This is a genomic window from Streptomyces griseobrunneus, assembly GCF_046713465.1.
Lineage (GTDB): Bacteria > Actinomycetota > Actinomycetes > Streptomycetales > Streptomycetaceae > Streptomyces > Streptomyces microflavus.
Genome location: NZ_CP177080.1, coordinates 6,419,671 through 6,439,105, shown reverse-complemented (window position 1 = coordinate 6,439,105; position 19,435 = coordinate 6,419,671). Strand labels below are relative to the sequence as shown.

At 73.1% G+C, this 19,435-nt stretch carries 22 protein-coding genes and 1 riboswitch; of the genes, 11 read left to right on the top strand and 11 right to left on the bottom strand.

The genetic code is table 11. The features are described from left to right. Nucleotides 1–17 precede the first annotated feature (17 nt). The 5 genes from ACK8N7_RS29305 (at nt 18) to ACK8N7_RS29285 (ending at nt 4,847) form a co-directional block, all read left to right on the top strand. On the top strand, nt 18–1,031 hold the full coding sequence (locus ACK8N7_RS29305; RefSeq protein WP_403217410.1) for a DEDDh family exonuclease: 1,014 nt from the start codon (nt 18–20) through the stop codon (nt 1,029–1,031). A gap of 63 nt (nt 1,032–1,094) precedes the next feature. After that, nucleotides 1,095–1,328, top strand: coding sequence for a metallothionein (locus tag ACK8N7_RS29300; protein WP_078618651.1), 234 nt, complete (start codon nt 1,095–1,097; stop codon nt 1,326–1,328). 78 nt (nt 1,329–1,406) lie between these two features. Continuing rightward, nucleotides 1,407–2,210, top strand: coding sequence for an SURF1 family cytochrome oxidase biogenesis protein (locus tag ACK8N7_RS29295; protein ID WP_403217408.1), 804 nt, complete (start codon nt 1,407–1,409; stop codon nt 2,208–2,210). 83 nt (nt 2,211–2,293) lie between these two features. After that, nucleotides 2,294–4,087, top strand: a complete 1,794-nt coding sequence (locus tag ACK8N7_RS29290) for a glycoside hydrolase family 15 protein (protein ID WP_403217406.1) — start codon at nt 2,294–2,296, stop codon at nt 4,085–4,087. Nucleotides 4,088–4,091: 4 nt separating this feature from the next. Beyond that, nucleotides 4,092–4,847 (top strand): SDR family oxidoreductase, encoded by a 756-nt coding sequence (locus ACK8N7_RS29285; protein WP_403217404.1) that lies wholly within the window; start codon nt 4,092–4,094, stop codon nt 4,845–4,847. 35 nt (nt 4,848–4,882) lie between these two features. Here the strand turns inward: ACK8N7_RS29285 and amaP are convergent, their stop codons facing one another. Genes amaP through ACK8N7_RS29260 form a run of 5 tightly spaced genes read right to left on the bottom strand, consistent with a single transcriptional unit; the run spans nt 4,883 to nt 7,189 of the window. Beyond that, nucleotides 4,883–5,461, bottom strand: coding sequence for an alkaline shock response membrane anchor protein AmaP (amaP, locus tag ACK8N7_RS29280; protein ID WP_403217402.1), 579 nt, complete (start codon nt 5,459–5,461; stop codon nt 4,883–4,885). Nucleotides 5,462–5,466: 5 nt separating this feature from the next. Further along, nucleotides 5,467–6,147 carry a DUF6286 domain-containing protein gene (locus ACK8N7_RS29275; RefSeq protein ID WP_403217400.1) on the bottom strand — a complete coding sequence of 227 codons (681 nt, stop codon included), beginning with the start codon at nt 6,145–6,147 and terminating at the stop codon, nt 5,467–5,469. Further along, entirely contained in the window at nt 6,144–6,491 is a 348-nt protein-coding gene (locus ACK8N7_RS29270; protein WP_403217398.1) for an Asp23/Gls24 family envelope stress response protein, read from the bottom strand. Before ACK8N7_RS29270 ends, ACK8N7_RS29275 begins: the two co-directional genes overlap by 4 nt. Continuing rightward, the gene (locus tag ACK8N7_RS29265) at nt 6,488–6,679 is read right to left on the bottom strand and encodes a hypothetical protein (RefSeq protein WP_006123598.1); all 192 of its coding nucleotides are present in this window, start codon (nt 6,677–6,679) and stop codon (nt 6,488–6,490) included. The genes ACK8N7_RS29270 and ACK8N7_RS29265 overlap by 4 nt, the downstream gene beginning before the upstream one ends. 39 nt (nt 6,680–6,718) lie before the next feature. Then, entirely contained in the window at nt 6,719–7,189 is a 471-nt protein-coding gene (locus tag ACK8N7_RS29260) for an Asp23/Gls24 family envelope stress response protein (protein WP_403217396.1), read from the bottom strand. Between the two features lie 94 nt (nt 7,190–7,283). On the opposite strand from ACK8N7_RS29260, the gene ACK8N7_RS29255 reads away from it, so the two are divergent. After that, complete coding sequence (locus ACK8N7_RS29255) at nt 7,284–8,045, top strand: hypothetical protein (RefSeq protein WP_500444524.1); 762 nt, start codon at nt 7,284–7,286, stop codon at nt 8,043–8,045. Between the two features lie 47 nt (nt 8,046–8,092). Here ACK8N7_RS29255 and ACK8N7_RS29250 read toward each other — a convergent pair whose 3' ends face one another. The 3 genes from ACK8N7_RS29250 to ACK8N7_RS29240 form a co-directional block, all read right to left on the bottom strand. Further along, nucleotides 8,093–8,884, bottom strand: a complete 792-nt coding sequence (locus tag ACK8N7_RS29250) for an enoyl-CoA hydratase/isomerase family protein (protein WP_500444523.1) — start codon at nt 8,882–8,884, stop codon at nt 8,093–8,095. Between the two features lie 130 nt (nt 8,885–9,014). Continuing rightward, nucleotides 9,015–9,236: a helix-turn-helix domain-containing protein gene (locus ACK8N7_RS29245; protein ID WP_006123601.1), complete on the bottom strand. Its 222-nt coding sequence runs from the start codon at nt 9,234–9,236 to the stop codon at nt 9,015–9,017. Nucleotides 9,237–9,601: 365 nt separating this feature from the next. Beyond that, nucleotides 9,602–11,200, bottom strand: a complete 1,599-nt coding sequence (locus ACK8N7_RS29240; protein WP_031125524.1) for an ABC-F family ATP-binding cassette domain-containing protein — start codon at nt 11,198–11,200, stop codon at nt 9,602–9,604. Between the two features lie 203 nt (nt 11,201–11,403). Between ACK8N7_RS29240 and ypfJ the strand changes: the two genes are divergently transcribed. Further along, the gene (gene ypfJ, locus ACK8N7_RS29235; protein WP_403217390.1) at nt 11,404–12,294 is read left to right on the top strand and encodes a KPN_02809 family neutral zinc metallopeptidase; all 891 of its coding nucleotides are present in this window, start codon (nt 11,404–11,406) and stop codon (nt 12,292–12,294) included. A gap of 113 nt (nt 12,295–12,407) precedes the next feature. Next, nucleotides 12,408–12,821, top strand: coding sequence for a VOC family protein (locus ACK8N7_RS29230; RefSeq protein ID WP_015607762.1), 414 nt, complete (start codon nt 12,408–12,410; stop codon nt 12,819–12,821). 25 nt (nt 12,822–12,846) lie between these two features. Here the strand turns inward: ACK8N7_RS29230 and ACK8N7_RS29225 are convergent, their stop codons facing one another. The 3 genes from ACK8N7_RS29225 to ACK8N7_RS29215 form a co-directional block, all read right to left on the bottom strand. After that, entirely contained in the window at nt 12,847–14,178 is a 1,332-nt protein-coding gene (locus tag ACK8N7_RS29225) for a hypothetical protein (protein WP_403217481.1), read from the bottom strand. A 185-nt stretch (nt 14,179–14,363) separates the two neighbouring features. Next, nucleotides 14,364–15,491 (bottom strand): alpha/beta hydrolase, encoded by a 1,128-nt coding sequence (locus ACK8N7_RS29220; protein ID WP_500444522.1) that lies wholly within the window; start codon nt 15,489–15,491, stop codon nt 14,364–14,366. Nucleotides 15,492–15,607: 116 nt separating this feature from the next. Further along, the gene (locus ACK8N7_RS29215; RefSeq protein ID WP_500444521.1) at nt 15,608–16,267 is read right to left on the bottom strand and encodes a class II aldolase/adducin family protein; all 660 of its coding nucleotides are present in this window, start codon (nt 16,265–16,267) and stop codon (nt 15,608–15,610) included. Between the two features lie 277 nt (nt 16,268–16,544). Here ACK8N7_RS29215 and ACK8N7_RS29210 point away from each other — a divergent pair, with 277 nt between their 5' ends. From ACK8N7_RS29210 to ACK8N7_RS29200, 3 genes are all read left to right on the top strand, one after another. Then, nucleotides 16,545–17,807, top strand: a complete 1,263-nt coding sequence (locus ACK8N7_RS29210) for an inorganic phosphate transporter (protein ID WP_403217384.1) — start codon at nt 16,545–16,547, stop codon at nt 17,805–17,807. Nucleotides 17,808–17,819: 12 nt separating this feature from the next. Continuing rightward, nucleotides 17,820–18,050 carry a hypothetical protein gene (locus ACK8N7_RS29205; RefSeq protein WP_031125530.1) on the top strand — a complete coding sequence of 77 codons (231 nt, stop codon included), beginning with the start codon at nt 17,820–17,822 and terminating at the stop codon, nt 18,048–18,050. Between the two features lie 150 nt (nt 18,051–18,200). Then, nucleotides 18,201–18,332, top strand: a riboswitch (cobalamin riboswitch). A gap of 125 nt (nt 18,333–18,457) precedes the next feature. Further along, entirely contained in the window at nt 18,458–19,423 is a 966-nt protein-coding gene (locus tag ACK8N7_RS29200) for a cobalamin biosynthesis protein (RefSeq protein WP_403217382.1), read from the top strand. Nucleotides 19,424–19,435 lie beyond the last annotated feature (12 nt).

The window sequence follows — 19,435 nt, the reverse complement described above, 5'->3', positions numbered from 1 at the left end:
CGCGGCCCGTATTCTCTGTGACCATGCTCGACGACCGCCAGACAGCCGCACCATGGCCGACCGCCTACCCCCAGGGGTACGCGGTCGTCGACGTGGAGACCACCGGCCTCGCCCGCGACGACCGGATAATCTCCGCCGCCGTCTACCGGCTCGACGCCCTGGGCAATGTCGAGGACCACTGGTACACCCTGGTGAACCCGGAGCGGGACCCCGGCCCCGTCTGGATCCACGGGCTGACCAGCGATGTGCTGGAAGGCGCGCCGCTCTTCCCCGAGGTCGCCGCCGAGCTGTCGGCGCGGCTCGCGGACCGGGTGCTCGTCGCGCACAACGCGGCGTTCGACTGGTCGATGATCGCCCGGGAGTACGCCCGCGCCTCGGTGGTCGCCCCGGTCGAGCAGCGGCTCTGCACGATCGCGCTCGCCAAGGAGCTGCGGCTGCCGCTGCCCAACCACAAGCTGGCCTCGCTCGCCGCCCACTTCGGCGTCGTACAGCAGCACGCCCACCACGCCCTGGACGACGCCCGGGTGCTGGCCGAGGCGTTCCGGCCGAGTCTGCACGCGGCGGCCCGGGGCGGGGTGCGGCTTCCGTTGCTGGAGTGCCGGCCGCTGACCGAGTGGTCCGACTCCCCCGTCACCCCACGCGTCGGGTATCAGCCCTCGCGGCAGCCGAACAGCTGGCGGCCCTCACGCAAGCGGCCGGCCTGCCCGTATCCCAACCCGGGGCGGTACGAGAAGGAGAGGCCGCTGAAGCAGGGGATGCGGGTGGCGTTCTCCGGGGACACCTCGATCGACCGGGAGCTGCTGGAGGACCGGGCGGTGGAGGCGGGGCTGCATGTGGCGACCAGCGTGTCGCGGCTGACCAGTCTGCTGGTGACCAACGACCCGGACGCGGCGACGTCCAAGACGCAGAAGGCGAAGGCGTTCGGGACGCCGATTTTGGAGGAGAGCGCCTTCACCCATCTGCTGCGCGATGTGGCGCCCGCCGACGGGGCCGTGCTGCCGCACCAGGCGCTCCCGCCGTCATCGGAGTGAACCGGGCGCGACTCGCCCGGCGTCCGCTCGCCCGTCGCCGCCGTGCGTCCCACCCTGTGGCGCATGGCACGTTGTGAGGTTTGCGGAAACGACTACGGCATGTCGTTCGAGGTGCACGCGCAGGGCGCGGTGCACGTCTTCGACTGCTTCTCCTGCGCCATCCACCGCATGGCGCCGATCTGCGAGCACTGCCGGGTCCAGGTGATCGGGCAGGGCGTCGAGGTGGAGGGGCACTGGTACTGCGGCGCCCACTGCGCCCGCGCCGAAGGGAAGGCGGGCATCGTGGACAAAGTGTGACGGATCGTTCCGCTGCCGGGCCGTCCCGGGAGCACCCCTGAGTGCTGCACCCCATGCCCCCGGTTGTACGGTCATGGGGTGTACCGCTTCCTGTTGACCCGGCAGTGGGTGATCCTCACCCTCCTCGCTCTCGTACTGATGCCGACGATGGTCGAGCTGGGTTTCTGGCAGTTGCACCGGCATCAGCACCGGGTCGCGCAGAACGAGCTGATCTCGCGGAACCTCGAGGCGGAGCCGCTCCCGGTCACCGACCTCACCTCCCCCGGTCACACCGTCCCGCGCGCCGACTACTGGCGGGCGGTGACCGCGACGGGCACGTTCGACACCGAGCACGAGGTGGTGGTCCGGCGCCGCACCTCGGACGACGACCGGATCGGCGTCCATGTGCTGACCCCGCTGGACCTGAAGGACGGCTCCACCGTCCTGGTCAACCGGGGCTGGGTCCCCGCCGCGCCGAACCAGACGGCGTACCCGGACGTGCCGCCCGCCCCCCGGGGCGAAGTGGCCGTCACCGGGCGGCTCAAGGCGGACGAGACGACCGGCAGCAGCGGCATCAAGGACCTGGCGGGGCTGCCGGACCGGCAGGTGATGCTGATCAACAGCGAGCAGCAGTCCCATCTGCTGTCCCGGGAGGTCCTCGGCGGTTACATCGAGCAGACCGCCCCGGAGCCCTCGGGCGGACTGCCCGAGCAGATCGCCTCCCCCGACGACAGCTCGATCGGCGCGCACATGGCGTACGCCGTCCAGTGGTGGCTGTTCGTCGCCGCCGTTCCGGTCGGCTGGATCATCCTCGTACGGCGGGAGAAGCGCGACCGTGAGGAGGCCGCCGCGAAGGGCGAGCCGGCCGACACCGCCGAGCAGCCGGAACCCGCGAGCGCCTGAGCGCCCTCGGCCCAGAGGCCCTGAGAGCTCCGGCACACCGGTGGGCTGGTTGACGAGGGGCCGGTTCGGGAACACGCCAGAGCGTGACCCCACGCATCGAGGACTACGCCCTGATCGGCGATCTCCAGACCGCCGCGCTCGTCGGCAGGAACGGTTCGATCGACTGGCTCTGCCTGCCCCGCTTCGACTCCGGCGCCTGTTTCGCGGCACTGCTCGGCACCGAGGAGAACGGCCACTGGCGCATCGCCCCGCAGGGCGCCGGGCCCACGGACACCTGCACCCGGCGGGGCTACGCGGGTGATTCCCTGGTCCTGGAGACGTACTGGGAGACCCGGACCGGCACGGTCAAGGTCACCGACTTCATGCCGCAGCGCGACAAGTCGCCCGATGTGATGCGGATCGTCGAGGGCGTCAGCGGCACCGTCGACATGAGCTCCGTCCTGCGGCTGCGCTTCGACTTCGGATCCGTGGTGCCCTGGGTGCGCCGCTCGCACGGCCACCGGGTCGCGGTCGCCGGTCCCGACTCCGTCTGGCTGCGCAGCGAACCACCGGTCAAGACGTGGGGCCAGCAGTTCAGCACCTGCTCCTCGTTCACTGTCACCGAGGGCGAGAGCGTGGCCTTCGTCCTCACCTGGCACCCCTCGCACTCGCAGCGGCCGCAGCTGATCGACCCGCACAAGGCGCTGAAGCACACGCTGCAGGACTGGGCGAAGTGGACCGACCGGTGCACCTACCAGGGCCCGTACCGCGAAGCCGTGATGCGCTCGCTGGTCACGCTGAAGGCGCTGACGTACGCCCCGACGGGCGGCATCGTGGCAGCCCCGACCACCTCCTTGCCGGAGGAGATCGGCGGCGTACGGAACTGGGACTACCGCTTCTGCTGGCTGCGGGACGCCACCCTGACCCTCGGGGCGATGGTCTCGGCCGGCTATCTGGAGGAGGCGGCGGCCTGGCGCGACTGGCTGCTGCGGGCCGTGGCCGGGGATCCGGCTGACCTCCAGATCATGTACGGGCTGGCGGGCGAGCGCCGGCTCCCCGAGATGGAGCTGCCCTGGCTCTCCGGGTACGAGAACTCCCGCCCGGTGCGCACCGGCAACGCGGCGGTCCGCCAGCGCCAGCTCGATGTGTACGGCGAGGTCATCGACGCGCTCCGGCTCGCCCGCGTCGCCGGTCTGGACGACAAGCCGCACGCCTGGAACCTCCAGCTCAGCCTGCTCGGCTTCCTGGAGTCGAGCTGGCGCGAGCCGGACGAGGGGCTGTGGGAGATCCGCGGCGCGCGGCGCCACTTCGTGCACTCCAAGGTGATGGCCTGGGTCGCCGCCGACCGGGCGGTGTGCTCGCTGGAGGAGAACCCCGAACTGCCCGGTGACGCGGACCGGTGGCGGGCGATGCGGGACGCCGTGCACGCCGAGGTGTGCGAGAAGGGGTACGACCCCGTCCGGAACACCTTCACCCAGTCCTACGGGTCGCGGGAGCTGGACGCCGCGACGCTGCTCATCGTGCGGACCGGGTTCCTGCCGCCGGACGACCCCCGGGTCATCGGCACGGTCGACGCGGTCCGCGCCGAACTGGGCAGCGACGGGCTGGTCCGCCGCTACAGCACCGAGGGCGCCTCCGTCGACGGACTGCCCGGCGACGAGGGGGCGTTCCTCGCCTGCTCGTTCTGGCTGGTGGACGCCTTGCAGCGGATCGGCAGGCCCGGCGAGGCGCGGGAGCTGTTCGAGCACCTGCTGTCGCTCGGCAACGACGTGGGGCTGCTGGCCGAGGAGTACGACGTGACGGCCGGCCGGCAGCTGGGCAACTTCCCCCAGGCGTTCAGCCATATCGGACTGGTCAACTCCGCGGTCGACCTCGCCGGGGAGGACCCGGCAGGATAGGGCCATGGATCTTGGACTGAAGGACCGCGTGTACATCGTCACGGGAGCGACCCGGGGCCTCGGCAACGCCACGGCGCGGGCGCTGGCCGCCGACGGCGCCAAGGTGATCGTCACGGGCCGGGACGCGAAGGGCGCCGAGGAGGCCGCCGCCGAGCTGGGGCCGGACGCCGTCGGTCTCGCCGCCGACAACGCCGACCCGAGCGCCGCCCAGCGGCTGGTGGACACGGCACGGGAGCGTTTCGGGCGGCTCGACGGCATTCTCATCAGCGTCGGCGGGCCCGCGCCCGGCTTCGTCGCCGACAACACCGACGACCAGTGGCAGACGGCTTTCGAGTCGGTGTTCCTGGGAGCGGTCCGGCTCGCCCGGACGGCCGCTGCGGCGCTGGGCGAGGGCGGCGTCATCGGCTTCGTCCTCTCCGGGTCGGTGCACGAGCCGATCGCCGGACTGACCATCTCCAACGGGCTGCGCCCCGGTCTCGCCGGTTTCGCCAAGTCGCTCGCCGACGAGCTGGGGCCGCGCGGCATCCGGGTCGTCGGGGTGCTGCCCGCCCGGATCGACACCGACCGGGTCCGCGAGCTGGACGCGCTGTCGGGCGACGCCGAGGCGGCCCGTACGGCGAACGAGGCGCGGATCCCGCTGCGGCGCTACGGGACGCCGGAGGAGTTCGGGAAGACCGCGGCCTTCCTGCTCTCCCCCGCCGCCTCGTATCTGACGGGGATCATGGTGCCGGTCGACGGCGGGTCGCGGCGCGGGTTCTGAGGCGCTTGGGCTCCACGGGTCTCGCCCACGGGCCGTCAGGACACCCGCTCCGCGCGGTGCTTGACGGCCCGCAGCCTTACCTCGGCGGGGAGCTCGTCCAGACCGGCCGACTCGCGGGCGTGGGCCAGCGCCCCGTCGGCCACCGCGTTCAGCGCCTGCCCGGGGGCGGCGTGCGGCTCCATCAGCAGCCGGATCCGGGCCTGCGGCGCGGTCCGGCGGCCGGTCAGGGCCGCCTGGGCCCGGGCCACTCCGTCCACCTCGCCCGCCTCCTCGGCGAGCACGCCCTCCAGCGCCCGGCCGCGCACCCTCGCCCCCTCGCCGTCGCCGCTGTCCACCAGCAGCTCGGCGAGGCGGCCGCGCCGGAGCTGGGCGAGGAACCACCACAGGGCGAGGACGACCAGCACCGCGAGGACGGCGATCACGACCGGCCACCACCAGCCCTCGTCGCGCCAGCGGCCCCGGTCCGCCGTGCTGAGCAGCACATCGTTCCTGCCGTCCCAGGGCCACCAGGACGGCAGGGAGGCGCCGAGGCCGACGGCGAGCACCGCTCCGCCCACGACGATCAGCAGGAGCCCGGCCAGGGCCAGCAGGACCCGGTTGACGGTGGAGCGCATGCCGCTCATCCCTTCTTCGCCGGACGGTGCACCTGGACGGAGAGACCTGGCGGCTTCGCCAGGCCCAGTTCCCGGACGGCCGTGGCCAGTACGGCATCCACATCGTTCCGTACGTCGTCGAGCTCCCGGAAGTGCGAGAGGGCCCGGACCTTCGCCTTCTTCCGGCCCATCCGGACCCGGACGGACTGCACCCCGGGCACCTCCACGGCCCGGTCCCGCAGGACCAGCGCGGCGGCGGTGCGGTCGAGTCCGGCGCGCACGCCGGCCCGGTCGCGGCGCATCGGCAGCAGTTCCCGGAGCCCCGGGGTGAGGGCGAGCAGGAGCAGCCAGAGGCCGACGGCCGCCGCGATCCCCGCCCCGACGAGCACCGCGACGTCGTCGAGGTGGCGTTCGGCGAGGCCGTCGGCGAGCGAGCGCCGCCACTGCATGGCCGGGTGCCCGGCCCGTACGGCGGCGATGTCGTACAGCAGCAGCCCGGCGGCGCCCAGGAGCACCAGGGCCAGCAGCGCGGCCGGTACCCGGCGCGCGGACCAGAACCGGCCGGCCCGGCCGCCGCCCTGCTCCAGGGTGGGAACCGGATCGTGGGCGGAGGACGTGGCGGGGCCGGGGGTGTGCGGGTCGCCGCCGGCCCGGTCCACCGTGGGCATCCGCCGGGTGGAGCCGGTGGGGTCGCCGGGTTCGGTCATCGGATCCTCCCCTGTGTTCCGCTCGACGCCGGGTGCAGCCGTTCGACCTGGACGGCCACTTCCGGGACCTCCATGCCCGCCAGGGATTTCACCCGCTGGGCGACCCGGCTGCGTACGGCTCCGCACTGGCGGCCGATGTCGCAGGGGTAGCCGAGCTCCAGGCTGACCCGCACACGGGCGGCGTCACGGTGCACGGTGACCGTGGCGCGCGGGGAGGCCCCGTTCTCGGGCGGATCGACGACGGCTTCCTTCGCCGCCTGCGCGGCGATCTTGGCGACGACCCGGTCGGCGATCCGGGTCTCGCCGCGTTCGCCGGCGGCGACCCGCCCGGCCACCGCGGTCACCGTCGCCGGTCGCCGCGCTCGCGACTCCGGAAGAAGTCGCCGGGTTCCAGGTCGCCGTCCAGGAAGCGGCCGGCGATGAAGCCGATCGCGCCCAGAGCGGCCACCAGTACGAAGGCTCCGAACCCGCCGAAATACCCGGCGAACCCGAGTGCCATGCCGGCCAGCAGACCGGCCACAGCCATGCTCATCGTCTCTCCTCAACTGCCTTGCGGCGGGGAACCCGGAACCTACTGGACACGCTGCTGATCGCCGTCGTCCTCGTCGTCGTCCTCGTCGGGCAGCTTGACGTCGCTGACCGCGATGTTGACCTCGACGACTTCGAGGCCGGTCATGCGCTCGACCGCCGCGACGACGTTCTCGCGTACATCGCGGGCGACGTCGGAGATCGCCACGCCGTAGTCGACGACGATCTCCAGGTCGAGGGCGGCCTGGGACTCGCCGACCTCGGCCTTCACACCGCGGGTGACGGACTTGGTGCCGCCGGGGACGCGGTCGCGGACCGCGCCGAAGGTCCGGGACAGGCCGCTGCCCATCGCGTGGACGCCGACCACATCGCGTGCGGCCATTCCGGCGATCTTCTCGACCACGCCGTCGGCGATGGTGGTGCGGCCGCGGGTGCCGGGATCGCCGCCGCCGCGCTTGCTCAGGGTCTTGCCGGAACCGCTGTCGGGGCTGTTCCGCTGGGGGGTCTCAGTCATCGCCGCTCTTCCCTTCGAGGCGGGGTGGGGACTTCCTTGCCCACGTTAAGTGCGCTTGCCCGGTCCCGCGCCGTGGATACGGCAGGCTGGGGTGATGACGACGGAGCAGAGCCCGCAGAGGGCCGACGGATGGACAGCTGCGGTACGGCAACGGCTGGGCCTCGGCCGGCTGCTCCCACTGGGTGGTGCCGTGGAGGGCGCCTGGATCGCGGAGACGGCGGCGGCCTCGGTGCTGCGCGGGGCGAGCGTGCCGGGCGCGGTGCTGGGGACGCTGAGGATCGGGCCGGCCACGGCGGCCGTCGATGCGGCTGCCCGGGCGGAGCCGGATGGCGCGGCCGGGGCGGGCCCGGCCGCGCCACCGGCGCCGCCGAGCGCCCTGCCGCCCGGGCCGCTGCGGATCGAGGCTGAGTTCCGGGCGGCCGGAGACCGCCCGCTGCCCGACGCGGCGGCCGCCCTGCGCGCGGCGCTCGTCACGGCGGCCGCCGCCCGGCTGGGCCTGGAGGTCGCGGAGGTGGACCTGCGGGTGACGGCATTGCTCGACGACGATGCACCCGATCAGGTGACGGCCCCGCCCTCCGGCTCCCCCTCGGTCCCGGTGGCGAAGGCGGAGGGGCCGGCCGCGGTGGCCGCCGCCGCGGTGCCGGGTGTCGTCTCGCTGACCCGGGTGCTGGGCAGTGCGGTGCACACCGCCGAGGACCACATCCGGATCGAGGTGGCGACGGCCGCGGACCACCGGGCCCTGGATGTGGCCCGGTCGGTGCGTACGGCGGTGTCGGCGGCAACGGCGGACCGGCTGCCGGTGGCCGTGCTGGTCACCGACGTGGTGGAGGCGCCCGGTGAGGCGCGGTCCGGCTAGGGCGTGCCGGACGTCGCGGCCCGCCGCTCATGATCCGCCGGCACGCCTTAGTCGGTGATGCCCGCCAGGTCGCGCAGCCTGCGGCCCTGGGCGGCCCGCTCGGCGATGCGCTGCTCCTCGTACGTACGCGAGGACGCGCCGTTCAGGAGGGCCTTGGTCTCCACGACGGCGTCGCGGGGGGCGGAGATCAGCGCGGCGGCCAGGTCGCGGGCCGCCGCGTCGAGCTGGTCGGCGGGGACCACGAGGTTGGCGAGGCCGGTGCGCTCGGCCTCCTCGGCGTGCACGAACCGCCCGGTGGCGCAGATTTCGAGCGCGCGGGCGTACCCCACGAGGCTCACCAGGGGGTGGGTGCCCGTGAGGTCGGGGACGAGACCGAGGCTGGTCTCGCGCATGGCGAACTGCACGTCGTCGGCGACGATCCGCAGGTCGCAGGCGAGGGCGAGCTGGAAGCCGGCGCCGATCGCGTGGCCCTGGACGGTCGCGATCGACACGAGGTCGTTGCGGCGCCACCAGGTGAACGCCTCCTGGTACTCGGCGATGGTCGCGTCGAGTTCGGCCTCCGGGCCGCGCGCCATGTCGAGGAAGGACGGCTCGCCGTCGAACCCCTCGGGGGTGAACGCCTGCCGGTCGAGGCCCGCGGAGAAGGACTTGCCCTCGCCGCGGAGCACCACGACCCGGACATCGCCGGGCAGCACCCGTCCGGCCTCGGTCAACGCCCGCCACAGAGCGGGAGACTGGGCGTTGCGCTTGGCCGGGTTGGTGAGTGTCACCGTGGCGACCGCGTCTTCGACGGTGAGCCGTACGCCGTCCTTGTCGAGCACAGGGTCGAGCGAGGTCATGGGGCGCCTCCGGATCGGGTGCAGTCAGCACTCAGAAACTAAGTGACTGAACAGTAACCACCCGGACGACCTCACGGTCAGCCGGGTGGCCACCCCGAATTCCGATGAGCCCTGCATGCCTCCGGGGCACTCAGGCCGAAGCGGCCTTCTTGCCTCGTGTGGCTCCGCCGCGGCCTCGCAGCGTCACTCCGGACTCACTGAGCATCCGGTGGACGAACCCGTAGGAGCGGCCGGTTTCCTCGGCCAGCGCCCTGATGCTCGCACCGGAGTCGTACTTCTTCTTCAGGTCTGCCGCGAGCTTGTCACGCGCGGCGCCGGTCACCCGGCTGCCCTTCTTCAGAGTCTCGGCCACCCGTGCCTCCTCTATGGGAAGTGCGCTCTGGACTCTCATGATCACCCCTCCCGCGCTTCCTGGCCACCCATTCGGCAAGGTCGGTACGACCGGATTCCGGACCGGAGGGCGCTCCGACAGAAGCGGAACCCCTGATTCCGCGGGGCCACAAGGGCGTACGGCGCCTACCGGCGAAAGAACCGGCAGGTCAGAGCCGTACAGGGAGTGAGGCTCCGGAAAGGGGCGCGCGGCGGGTGAGCGCCGGGCGCAGTACCGGGGTACGAGACGTCCTCACACAGATGGTGGATCACGCGTAGGCCGAATGATCTATCCGGAGGGGGATCGGTGATCCGTCCGGAGAGGGCCGACGCACTCCGGGGAGGGGATCAGGCGAGGGCGACGAGGTCCCGGTAGTCGGCACCCCAGAGGTCCTCGACGCCGTCCGGGAGCAGGATGATGCGCTCCGGCTGGAGCGCCTCGACCGCGCCCTCGTCGTGGGTGACGAGGACGACGGCGCCCTTGTAGGTGCGCAGCGCGCCGAGGATCTCCTCGCGGCTGGCCGGGTCGAGGTTGTTCGTCGGCTCGTCGAGCAGGAGCACGTTGGCGGAGGAGACGACCAGGGTCGCGAGGGCGAGCCGGGTCTTCTCGCCGCCGGAGAGCACACCGGCCGGCTTGTCGACGTCGTCGCCGGAGAAGAGGAACGAGCCCAGCGTCTTGCGAACCGCGACGAGGTCGAGGTCGGGCGCGGCGGAGCGCATGTTCTCCAGGACCGTGCGGTCCGGGTCGAGGGTCTCGTGCTCCTGGGCGTAGTAGCCGAGCTTGAGGCCGTGGCCCTCGATGATCTCGCCGGTGTCGGGCTTCTCGGCGCCGCCGAGCAGGCGCAGCAGCGTGGTCTTCCCCGCGCCGTTGAGGCCGAGGATGACGACGCGGGAGCCCTTGTCGATGGCGAGGTCGACGTCGGTGAAGATCTCCAGCGAGCCGTACGACTTGGAGAGGCCTTCGGCCATCAGCGGGGTCTTGCCGCACGGGGAGGGGTCGGGGAAGCGCAGCTTGGCGACCTTGTCGGAGACCCGCACGGCCTCCAGGCCCGAGAGCAGCCGGTCGGCGCGCTTGGCCATGTTCTGGGCGGCGACGGTCTTGGTGGCCTTGGCGCGCATCTTGTCGGCCTGCGCGTTGAGGGTCGCGGCCTTCTTCTCGGCGTTCTGGCGCTCGCGCTTGCGGCGCTTCTCGTCGGCCTCGCGCTGCTGCTGGTAGAGCTTCCAGCCCATGTTGTAGACGTCGATCTGCGAGCGGTTGGCGTCCAGGTAGAAGACCTTGTTGACGACGGTCTCGACGAGGTCGACGTCGTGGGAGATCACGATGAAGCCGCCGCGGTAGCTCTTCAGGTAGTCGCGCAGCCAGACGATCGAGTCCGCGTCGAGGTGGTTCGTGGGCTCGTCGAGGAGCAGGGTGTCGGCGTCCGAGAAGAGGATCCGCGCCAGCTCGACACGGCGGCGCTGACCGCCGGAGAGGGTGTGCAGGGGCTGGCCGAGCACCCGGTCGGGCAGGCTGAGCGCGGCGGCGATAGTGGCGGCCTCGGCCTCGGCGGCGTACCCGCCCTTGGTGAGGAACTCCGTCTCCAGGCGCTCGTACTTCTTCATCGCCTTCTCGCGGGTGGCGCCCTTGCCGTTCGCCATCCGCTCCTCGTTCTCGCGCATCTTGCGCAGGATCTCGTCGAGACCCCGGGCGGAGAGGATGCGGTCGCGGGCGAGGATCTCCAGGTCGCCGGTGCGCGGGTCCTGCGGGAGGTAGCCGACCTCGCCGGACCGGGTGATGGTGCCGCCCGCGGGGGTGCCCTCGCCCGCGAGGCACTTGGTGAGGGTGGTCTTGCCCGCCCCGTTGCGGCCGACCAGGCCGATGCGGTCACCCTTGGCGATACGGAAGGAGGCGGACTCGATGAGGATGCGGGCGCCGGCACGCAGCTCGATGCCGGAAGCGGTGATCACGGAAAAACTCCAGGGCAGGATGGACGGCGGAGGGACGAGGGCGGAGGTCTCTCGACGCCGCTAATGCGCAAGGAGAATGGCCATGGCCCCCATTCTACTGGCGGTGTGCAACTGCTTTTCCGCGTGCCCGTCGGGACGAACCGTCCGATACTCGGCGCAGGGCGGTGCCGCGCCGCCCGCCCCGAGCCGAGGGTGGTGCGCCCGTGCAGTTCGACGACGACGCCGATCTGGACACGTCCGAGGTCCAGGATGTGCGGGGTAGCCGGATCCCGGGCGGGCGGGCCACCGTGGGGGGCGGCATCGTGGGCGTGATCGCCCTGATCCTGGGGCTGCTGTTCGGTGTCGGCCCGGACCAGCTCGGCCTCTCGTCCGGCGATACGGAACCCGGGGCCACCTCCTCGTCGGCGGCGCGGGTGCAGGAGAGCTGCCTGAAGGGCCAGGACGCCGACAGCCGGGACGACTGCCGGACGGTGGCGGTGGTCAACAGCGTGCAGGACTTCTGGCGTCAGGAGTTCCAGCGGCGGGGCGGTCGGTACGCGGCCGCGCCGACGGTCCTGTTCAGCGAGCGGGTGGGCACCGCCTGCGGGGCGGCGACCTCGGCGGTGGGGCCCTTCTACTGCCCCGGTGACCGGAAGGTCTATCTGGACCTCGGCTTCTTCGACGAGCTGCGGACGAAGTTCGGCTCCAGCGGCGGGCCGTTCGCCCAGGCGTACGTGGTGGCGCACGAGTACGGCCACCACGTGCAGAACCAGGTGGGCACGCTGGGCCGGTCGCAGGACGGGCGGCAGGGCGCGGACAGCAACGCGGTGAAGGTGGAGCTGCAGGCCGACTGCTACGCCGGGGTCTGGGCGCACCACGCGACGACGACGCCGGACGAGTCGACGGGCCGGCCGCTGATCACGGAGCTGACCCGGGCGGACATCCGGGACGGGCTGGACGCGGCGGCGGCGGTCGGGGACGACCGGATCCAGGAGCGGTTCCAGGGCCGGGTGACGCCGGAGTCCTGGACCCACGGCTCGTCCGCGCAGCGCCAGCAGTGGTTCTCCACCGGGTTCCGGAGCGGCGACATGGGGCAGTGCGACACCTTCGCCTGAGCCGGTCTCCTCCGGCCTGCGGGAACGCGCTCCGGAGGGCGTTGTCAGTGCCCGGTGGAAGACTGAGACGCAGATCACAACCGTCAGTACGGGGGTCAGGAGAGGTGAGTGCGATGGCAGGCGCGGCCAAGGGCGTTCCGACGATGTATCCGACGGTCCTCTACGACGACGCGAGGGCGGCGATCAGGACGCTGACGGAGGGCTTCGGCTTCACCGAGGAAGCGGTCTACGAGGGCGAGAACGGCAGTGTGCTGCACGCCGAGCTGTCCTGCGGCAACGGCAGGGTGATGCTCGGTTCCAAGGGCGGGGAGGGTGTGTTCGCCCGGGCGATGGCCGGTGCGGGCCCGGCGGGGGTGTACGTGGTGGTGGAGCGGGTGGACGAGCACTGCGCCCGCGCCCGGGAGTTCGGCGTGGAGATCCTGATGGAGCCGACGGACCAGGACTACGGCTCGCGGGACTACATGGCGCGGGACGCCGAGGGCAACGTGTGGAGCTTCGGGACATACGCCCCGGGGTCCGCCGGCTGAGCGGCGGACCCCGGGGGCGCGGGTGTCAGGCTCCGCCGGTGTGGACCTGGAACGCGGCCCGGCGGACCGCCTTGGCCAGGGCCGGGTCGGGGTGCGCGGCGGCCAGCGCGACCAGGACCTGCACGGTGCGCGGGTGGCCGACGGCTCTGACCTCGTCGAGCAGGGCCGGGACGGTGCCCTGGACGGCGGAGTCGAGGTGGCGGACGAGCAGCCCGGTCTCGCCGTGGTCGGCGACGGCGGCCGCGGTGTCGACCCAGAGCCAGGTGGCCTCCTCGCGGCTGAGGATCTCCTGTGCGTCGTCCGGGTCGGCTCCCTCGTACTCGGCGAGCCAGAGCAGCGCGTAGGGCCGCAGCGACGGGCTGGTGACCACGGCGCGGACCTCGGGTTCGGCGGGGGCTCCGACGACCCGCAGCGCCTCGAAGGCCAGTCCCCGCAGCAGCGCGTCCTCGCCCCGGGCGACGGCGAGCAGTTCGGCGACGGCGCTGCCGACCGTACGGGCGGCGAGCCAGGCCCGGTACTCGTCGCGGGCCGGTCCGGGGGTGAGCCGGGCGCAGCCGAGCAGCATGTCGGCGGCGGACTGCTCGATGTTCCCGGCCGGGCTCTGGGCGGCGACGCAGATCTGTTCCAGCTTGACCCAGACCGCCCAGTTGCCGAGCGGGGTGAGGGTGGCGTGCCCGTTGCCGAGGGTCAGCGCACCGACCGCGGCGAGGCCCTCCAGGGCCCAGTCGAGCAGGAGGGCGTCGAGGTCGGCGCCGCGGTCCGGGGCGGGTGCGGGGCGTCCGGCGGCCCGATCGCTGTCACCGGCGGTCCTGCCCGCGCCGTACGGCACTTCGCAACGCTCCTCGTGGAGCTCGGCGATGCGCTGGCCGAGGAGGTCCAGGAGGGCGGGTACGGAGACCGGGCCCGCGGAGAGCTGGAGGAGGGAGAGCACCTGGGGTACGGCCTCGACGGCTTCGGCGACCGCACCGGTCTCGATGCCCTCGGGCGCGGCGTGGACGAGCGACCAGGCGTCGAAGAGCGCCACCCAGCCGCGCAGCACGGCCGAGTCGTCCCGGTCCCAGGCCCGCAGCCGCCAGCCCGGGCGGGCGGTGTCGCCGTGCAGCTCGATCAGGCCGGCCAGCCGGGCCCGGTCCCAGCCCGCACGCACCTGTGCCGGGGAGAGTTCCAGGGCCGTCGCGGCCCGTTCGAGCGCCTGGGTGGCGAGCGGTGCCGCGCTCCCGGGGGCGGGGGCGCCGGCCGCCCAGTGGGCGATGCGCACGGCGTCGGCGAGGACCGCCCGGGCCTGGCGGGCCAGTTCCGTGCGGGGCGGGGTGCCCTCGGGGGGGCGGGGGGCCGGCCTGGTACGCCGGGTGGACACGGCCCTGCGGGCGGTGGCAAGGGGTCGCGGGCGGACAAGTCGCAGCCTGGAGTCGCGCGGGGTACGGGACGTCACGGGAGCAGTCTTGCCTCTGACGGCCCGAAAGCCCAAACGGAAGGCGTTTCACCGGTACCCGCGCCGTTTCCCGCACCCCGGTGACCAAAGGGACCGATCCCCGCATCACCTCACATCAGGGGCGTGAGGAAGCGCCTGAGGGTCTCTTCGTAGCGGCCGGGATCGGCGTTCCACATCGACGCATGCGGAGCCTGCTGCACGGCGTGGAGGCTGACGAGGTCGGGGCGGCGGGCGGCGAGCTCCCGCGACGGGCCCCAGGGGGCGATCGTGTCGTCCGGGCCGTGCAGGATCAGGGTCGGGGCGGGCAGGGCGTCGGGCAGGGCGGTGTCCAGGAGCGGGGCCGGGGTCATCCCGGTCCTGCCCTGGGCGGCGCGGACTGCCAGCGGCAGCAGGGCGGCGGGGACACCGCGGGCGGCGGCCAGGGCGCGCAGGGTGGTCTGCCAGTCCAGGACCGGGGAGTCCAGGACGAGGCCGCTGATGCGGTCGCGGAGCGGGGAGCTGACGGCGGCGTGCAGGGCCATGGAGGCGCCGGTGGACCAGCCGTGCAGGACGACGTTCCGGGCGCCGTAGCGCACGGCGAAGCGGATCGCGGCGTCCAGGTCGCGCCATTCGGAGGCGCCGAGGTGGCCGAGGCCGTCGGCGGAACGGGGGGCTCCGGCGTCTCCCCGGTAGGTGATGTCCAGTACGGGGAGCTGCTGTCCGCTCAGGAAGCCCATCAGGTTCATGGGGTGTTCCCGGGTGGTGCCGAGGCCGTGCGCGGTGATGACCCAGGTGTCGCGGTCACCGGGCACCCACCAGGCGGGCAGCCCGCCCAGTTCGCCGGGGATCTCGACCTCCCGGTACTCCAGGCCGAGGGCGCTGCCCGGGTCCCCGCGGTACAGCTCGGGGGTGAGGCGGACCTTGGCGCCCGGTTCCAGGATGCCGTGGGTGATCCGCTCCAGGCTGCGCACGACGGTGTCGGCGGTGGACTCGGCCCCTTCCACGACGGGGCCGACCACGGCGTGGACGCCGGGGCCCTCGATCCCGTACGTGCCGGGGCGGAGCGCGGTGAGGGAGCGGGTCAGGGTGATCTGCCGGACCGCCGTGGCGTGCACGGTGAGTCTGCGGTCGGTGGGGAGGGGACGTCCGGGCGCCGCCTTGAGGGCGGCGTCGCTGGCGTACCGGCCGGCCGCGACCGCTGCCGCACCGGCGCCGAGGAGGGTGGTGACGGCCGTTGCCGTCGCAGATGCCGGGCGCACCGCTTCAGTGTCGTGGGGCGGGCGGCGCGGTGCCAGTGGGCGGGGGCCGTCCGGTGGGGCGGGGAGCAGACGCGGGGGCGGGCGGCGGTCCTGGCCGGGGCCCTGGGCCCGGGTCCTCAGCCCGGCTGTCCGTACCCCTTGAGCGCCTCGGTCACCTCGTCCAGCTGGGCGGGGGTGAGCAGGGCCGGCCGGTGGCCGGGGACGGCGCTCGCGGTGAGCCAGAGCCGGCAGAGCCACTCCAGCTGGGCGGTGCGCTCGTAGGCCTGGTCGAGGGTGGCGCCGTAGGTGACGGTGCCGTGGTTGGCGAGCAGGCAGCCGGTGCGGCCCCGGAGGGCGGCGAGCATGGCGTCGGCCAGTTCGGGGGTGCCGTAGCGGGCGTAGGCGGCGGTGCGGACGGGGCCGCCGAGGATGGCGGCCGCGTAGTGCACGAGCGGCACCTCGGTGACGAGGGTGGAGACGGCGGTGGCGTGCACGGCGTGGGTGTGGACCACGGCGACGGCGCCGGTCTCCCGGTAGACCGCGAGGTGGAGGGGGAGTTCGCTGGTCGGCCTGAGCTCTCCGAGGACCTGCCGCCCGGTCAGGTCGACCCCGACCGCGTCGTCCGGCCGGAGCCGGTCGTAGGGCACCCCGCTGGGTGTCACCAGGACCAGGTCCCCGACGCGGGCCGACACATTGCCGGAGGTGCCGACGACCAGGCCGTCGGCGGCGCTCCGGCGGGCGGTGTCGACCACCTCCCGCCAGGCCCGGACGACGGATTCCGGCTGCTGCTCGCTCATGGGGCGAGCGTAGGCGCGGGGTCCCGAAACCGGAACGTCACCGCCGGAGTGACCGGGATCTCTTCCGGGGCCGAATGTGCCCGTCAAAAACTTCGCCAATGAGGGGTAAAGGGCAGCCCAGCCGGTGCCCCCCGGGCCTCCCCCAACCCCACCCGCACACAAGCGGAATCACTCAGACCCGATTGGGGTCACCACAGCGCCCCGCTCAGTTCATCTTCCGTTCACCCAGGTTGCCTACGGTCCACGAGCCACTGACGTCGAACGATTGCCTGGGTAAATGGAACACATCACGCTGCTGCTCGCGATTGTGGTCGTGACAGCTCTCGTGTTCGATTTCACGAACGGTTTCCACGACACCGCCAACGCGATGGCTACCACCATCTCGACCGGCGCCCTGAAGCCCAAGACAGCGGTGGCCATGTCCGCCGTTCTCAACCTCATCGGCGCGTTCCTGTCGGTGGAGGTCGCCAAGACGATCTCCGGCGGGATCGTCAACGAGAACGGCCTCAGAACCGAGGTCATCTTCGCGGCGCTCGTCGGCGCCATCCTGTGGAATCTGCTGACCTGGCTGGTCGGCCTGCCCTCCAGTTCCTCCCACGCCCTGTTCGGCGGCCTGATCGGCGCCGCCGTCATGTCGGCCGGCTGGTCCTCGATCAACGGCGGCACCGTCGTCACCAAGGTGCTGCTGCCCGCGATCGCCGCCCCGCTGGTCGCCGGTCTCGCCGCGATGCTGGCCACGCGGCTGACGTACCGGATCAACCGGAACGTCACCGACCCGAACCAGCTCAAGTCGACGGCGAAGGGCTACCGGGCGGGGCAGATCGCCTCGGCCGGTCTCGTCTCGCTCGCCCACGGCACCAACGACGCCCAGAAGACGATGGGCATCATCACCCTGGCCCTGGTCACCGGCGGCGTCCTCGCCCCCGGCTCCAACCCGCCGATGTGGGTCATCGTCTCCGCCGGTGTCGCCATCGCGCTCGGCACCTACCTCGGTGGCTGGCGCATCATCCGCACCATGGGCAGCGGCCTGACCGACCTGAAGCCGCCGCAGGGCTTCGCCGCCCAGACCAGTGCGGCGACCGTCATCCTGGCCTCCTCGCACCTCGGCTTCTCCCTCTCCACCACCCAGTCCTGCTCCGGCGCCGTCATGGGCGCGGGCCTCGGCCGCAAGGGAGGCGTGGTCCGCTGGTCCACCGCCACCCGGATGTTCGTCGCCTGGGGTCTGACGCTCCCGGCCGCCGGCCTGGTCGGCGCGGGTGCCGAGTTCCTCACCAAGCAGGGCCCCTGGGGCATCGCCGTCACCGCGACCCTGCTGGTCGGGGGCTCCTTCGCCATCTGGCTGGCCTCGCGCCGCCAGCCGGTCGACCACACCAACGTCAACGAGACGGCCGGTGCCGACGAGCCCCAGGGTGTCGTCACCACCGCCATGGCAGCGGTCCAGACGCCGCCCATCGGCACCATCCCCAACGACCTCATGACCACCATCCCGGCCCCGGCCGCCTCGCCCGACGACACGGCGCGGCCCTCGGCCACGGTGTAAGGACAGATCCGTATGAAAATCGACTGGGCAGCTCTCGCCTCCGTCTTCGGTGTCAGTCTCGTGGTCACCGTCGCGCTGGTCGGCCTCTTCACCGTGGGCATCGTCGCCCTCTCCAAGCTGTCGGCCACGGCCGGCGGCAGCGCCTCAGGCGGATCGGCCGCACTGGCGCGCACCGGCGCGTACGCCTGCTTCGCGGCGTGCGTCGCGGCGGTCGCGTACGGCATCTATCTGATCGTCGCCTGACGCACCCACCGCACTCCCCCGGGCCGGACACACCCACCGTGTGTCCGGCCCGATGTGCGTCTGCGCACACTGGAGCTCCGCAGGTCAACAGCAGGTTGACGGCTGTTCTCGCAGCGTGGTGGACTGCCGGAGCCATTTACGGCGACAGCAGAGGAAGCCGGTGCGAATCCGGCGCGGTCCCGCCACTGTCACCGGGGAGCACTCCCCCACACCGGATGTCACGGCCCTCGTCACGCGGGCTGGAAGGCCGGGGGAAGTGCGGATCCGGAAGCCAGGAGACTCTCGTCGCCGGTCACGTCGAACCAGGGCGCGGACCCTGAGTGAGGACATAAGCCATGCCCGGCCGCCGTGCGCCGCATCCTGTTCCTCTCCATGCCGGAACCCCTCTGCCCTCGGCGGGCTGATCCGTGCGTGTCGATCGCGTCTTCGCGTACGGCGCCACCGCCGGGCTGATCGCCGACGCGTTGCTGGGCGACCCGCGCCGGGGGCATCCCGTAGCCGGTTTCGGCCGGGCCGCCGCGCGGGTGGAGTCCCTGCTGTGGCGTGACGACCGCGGCCGGGGCGCGCTGCACACCCTCGTCTGCGCCGGAGGCGCCGTGGGGGCCGCCGCACTGGCCGCCCGTGCCGTACGAGGCCGCCCCGTGCTCGCCGTCGCGCTGACCGCCGCCGCCACCTGGTCGGTCGTCGGCGGTACGTCGCTGGGCCGGGAGGCCCGCGCCATCGGCGGCGCGCTGGCCGCCGGGGACCTCGATGTGGCCCGGGAGCGGCTGCCGCATCTGTGCGGGCGCGATCCGCACTCGCTGGACGGGCCGCAGATCGCCCGCGCCGTCGTCGAGTCGGTCGCCGAGAACACCTCGGACGCCGTCGTCGGCGCGCTGGTGTGGGGGGCGATCGGCGGGGTGCCGGGGCTCGTCGGCTTCCGGGCCGTGAACACGCTCGACGCGATGGTCGGCCACAAGTCGCCCCGCCACCGCCGTTACGGCTGGGCCTCGGCCCGCCTGGACGACCTCGCGGGGTGGCCCGGTGCCCGGCTGACGGCCGCGCTGGCCGTGGTGGCGGGCGGGCGGCCCTCGGAGGCCGTACGCGCCTGGAAGGCGGACGCGGGGCGCCACCCGAGCCCGAACGCGGGGCCGGTGGAGGCCGCGTTCGCCGGGGCTCTCGGCGTACGGCTCGGCGGGACGCTGGCGTACGCGGGGCGCGTCGAGCACCGGCCGGTCCTGAACGGGGAGTCCGGGCGGGATGTGCGGAGTGCGGACATCGAACGCGCGGTGCGGCTGTCGCGCCGGGTGAGTCTGCTGGCCCTCGGCGTGTGCGTGGTGGGCCGGACGGCCGTGGGGCACCTGGTCGCGGGACGGAAGCGGGGACGGGCATGAGTGGGTCCGGGG

Bases quoted from the DNA above. Each gene is read 5' to 3' on its own strand.
- ACK8N7_RS29300 (WP_078618651.1), top strand. From the start codon at position 1,095: ATGGCACGTTGTGAGGTTTGCGGAAACGACTACGGCATGTCGTTCGAG.
- ACK8N7_RS29285 (WP_403217404.1), top strand. From the start codon at position 4,092: ATGGATCTTGGACTGAAGGACCGCGTGTACATCGTCACGGGAGCGACC.
- amaP (WP_403217402.1), bottom strand. From the start codon at position 5,461: ATGCGCTCCACCGTCAACCGGGTCCTGCTGGCCCTGGCCGGGCTCCTG.
- ACK8N7_RS29275 (WP_403217400.1), bottom strand. From the start codon at position 6,147: ATGACCGAACCCGGCGACCCCACCGGCTCCACCCGGCGGATGCCCACG.
- ACK8N7_RS29265 (WP_006123598.1), bottom strand. From the start codon at position 6,679: ATGAGCATGGCTGTGGCCGGTCTGCTGGCCGGCATGGCACTCGGGTTC.
- ACK8N7_RS29260 (WP_403217396.1), bottom strand. From the start codon at position 7,189: ATGACTGAGACCCCCCAGCGGAACAGCCCCGACAGCGGTTCCGGCAAG.
- ACK8N7_RS29255 (WP_500444524.1), top strand. From the start codon at position 7,284: ATGACGACGGAGCAGAGCCCGCAGAGGGCCGACGGATGGACAGCTGCG.
- ACK8N7_RS29250 (WP_500444523.1), bottom strand. From the start codon at position 8,884: ATGACCTCGCTCGACCCTGTGCTCGACAAGGACGGCGTACGGCTCACC.
- ACK8N7_RS29230 (WP_015607762.1), top strand. From the start codon at position 12,408: ATGGCAGGCGCGGCCAAGGGCGTTCCGACGATGTATCCGACGGTCCTC.
- ACK8N7_RS29215 (WP_500444521.1), bottom strand. From the start codon at position 16,267: ATGAGCGAGCAGCAGCCGGAATCCGTCGTCCGGGCCTGGCGGGAGGTG.
- ACK8N7_RS29210 (WP_403217384.1), top strand. From the start codon at position 16,545: ATGGAACACATCACGCTGCTGCTCGCGATTGTGGTCGTGACAGCTCTC.
- ACK8N7_RS29205 (WP_031125530.1), top strand. From the start codon at position 17,820: ATGAAAATCGACTGGGCAGCTCTCGCCTCCGTCTTCGGTGTCAGTCTC.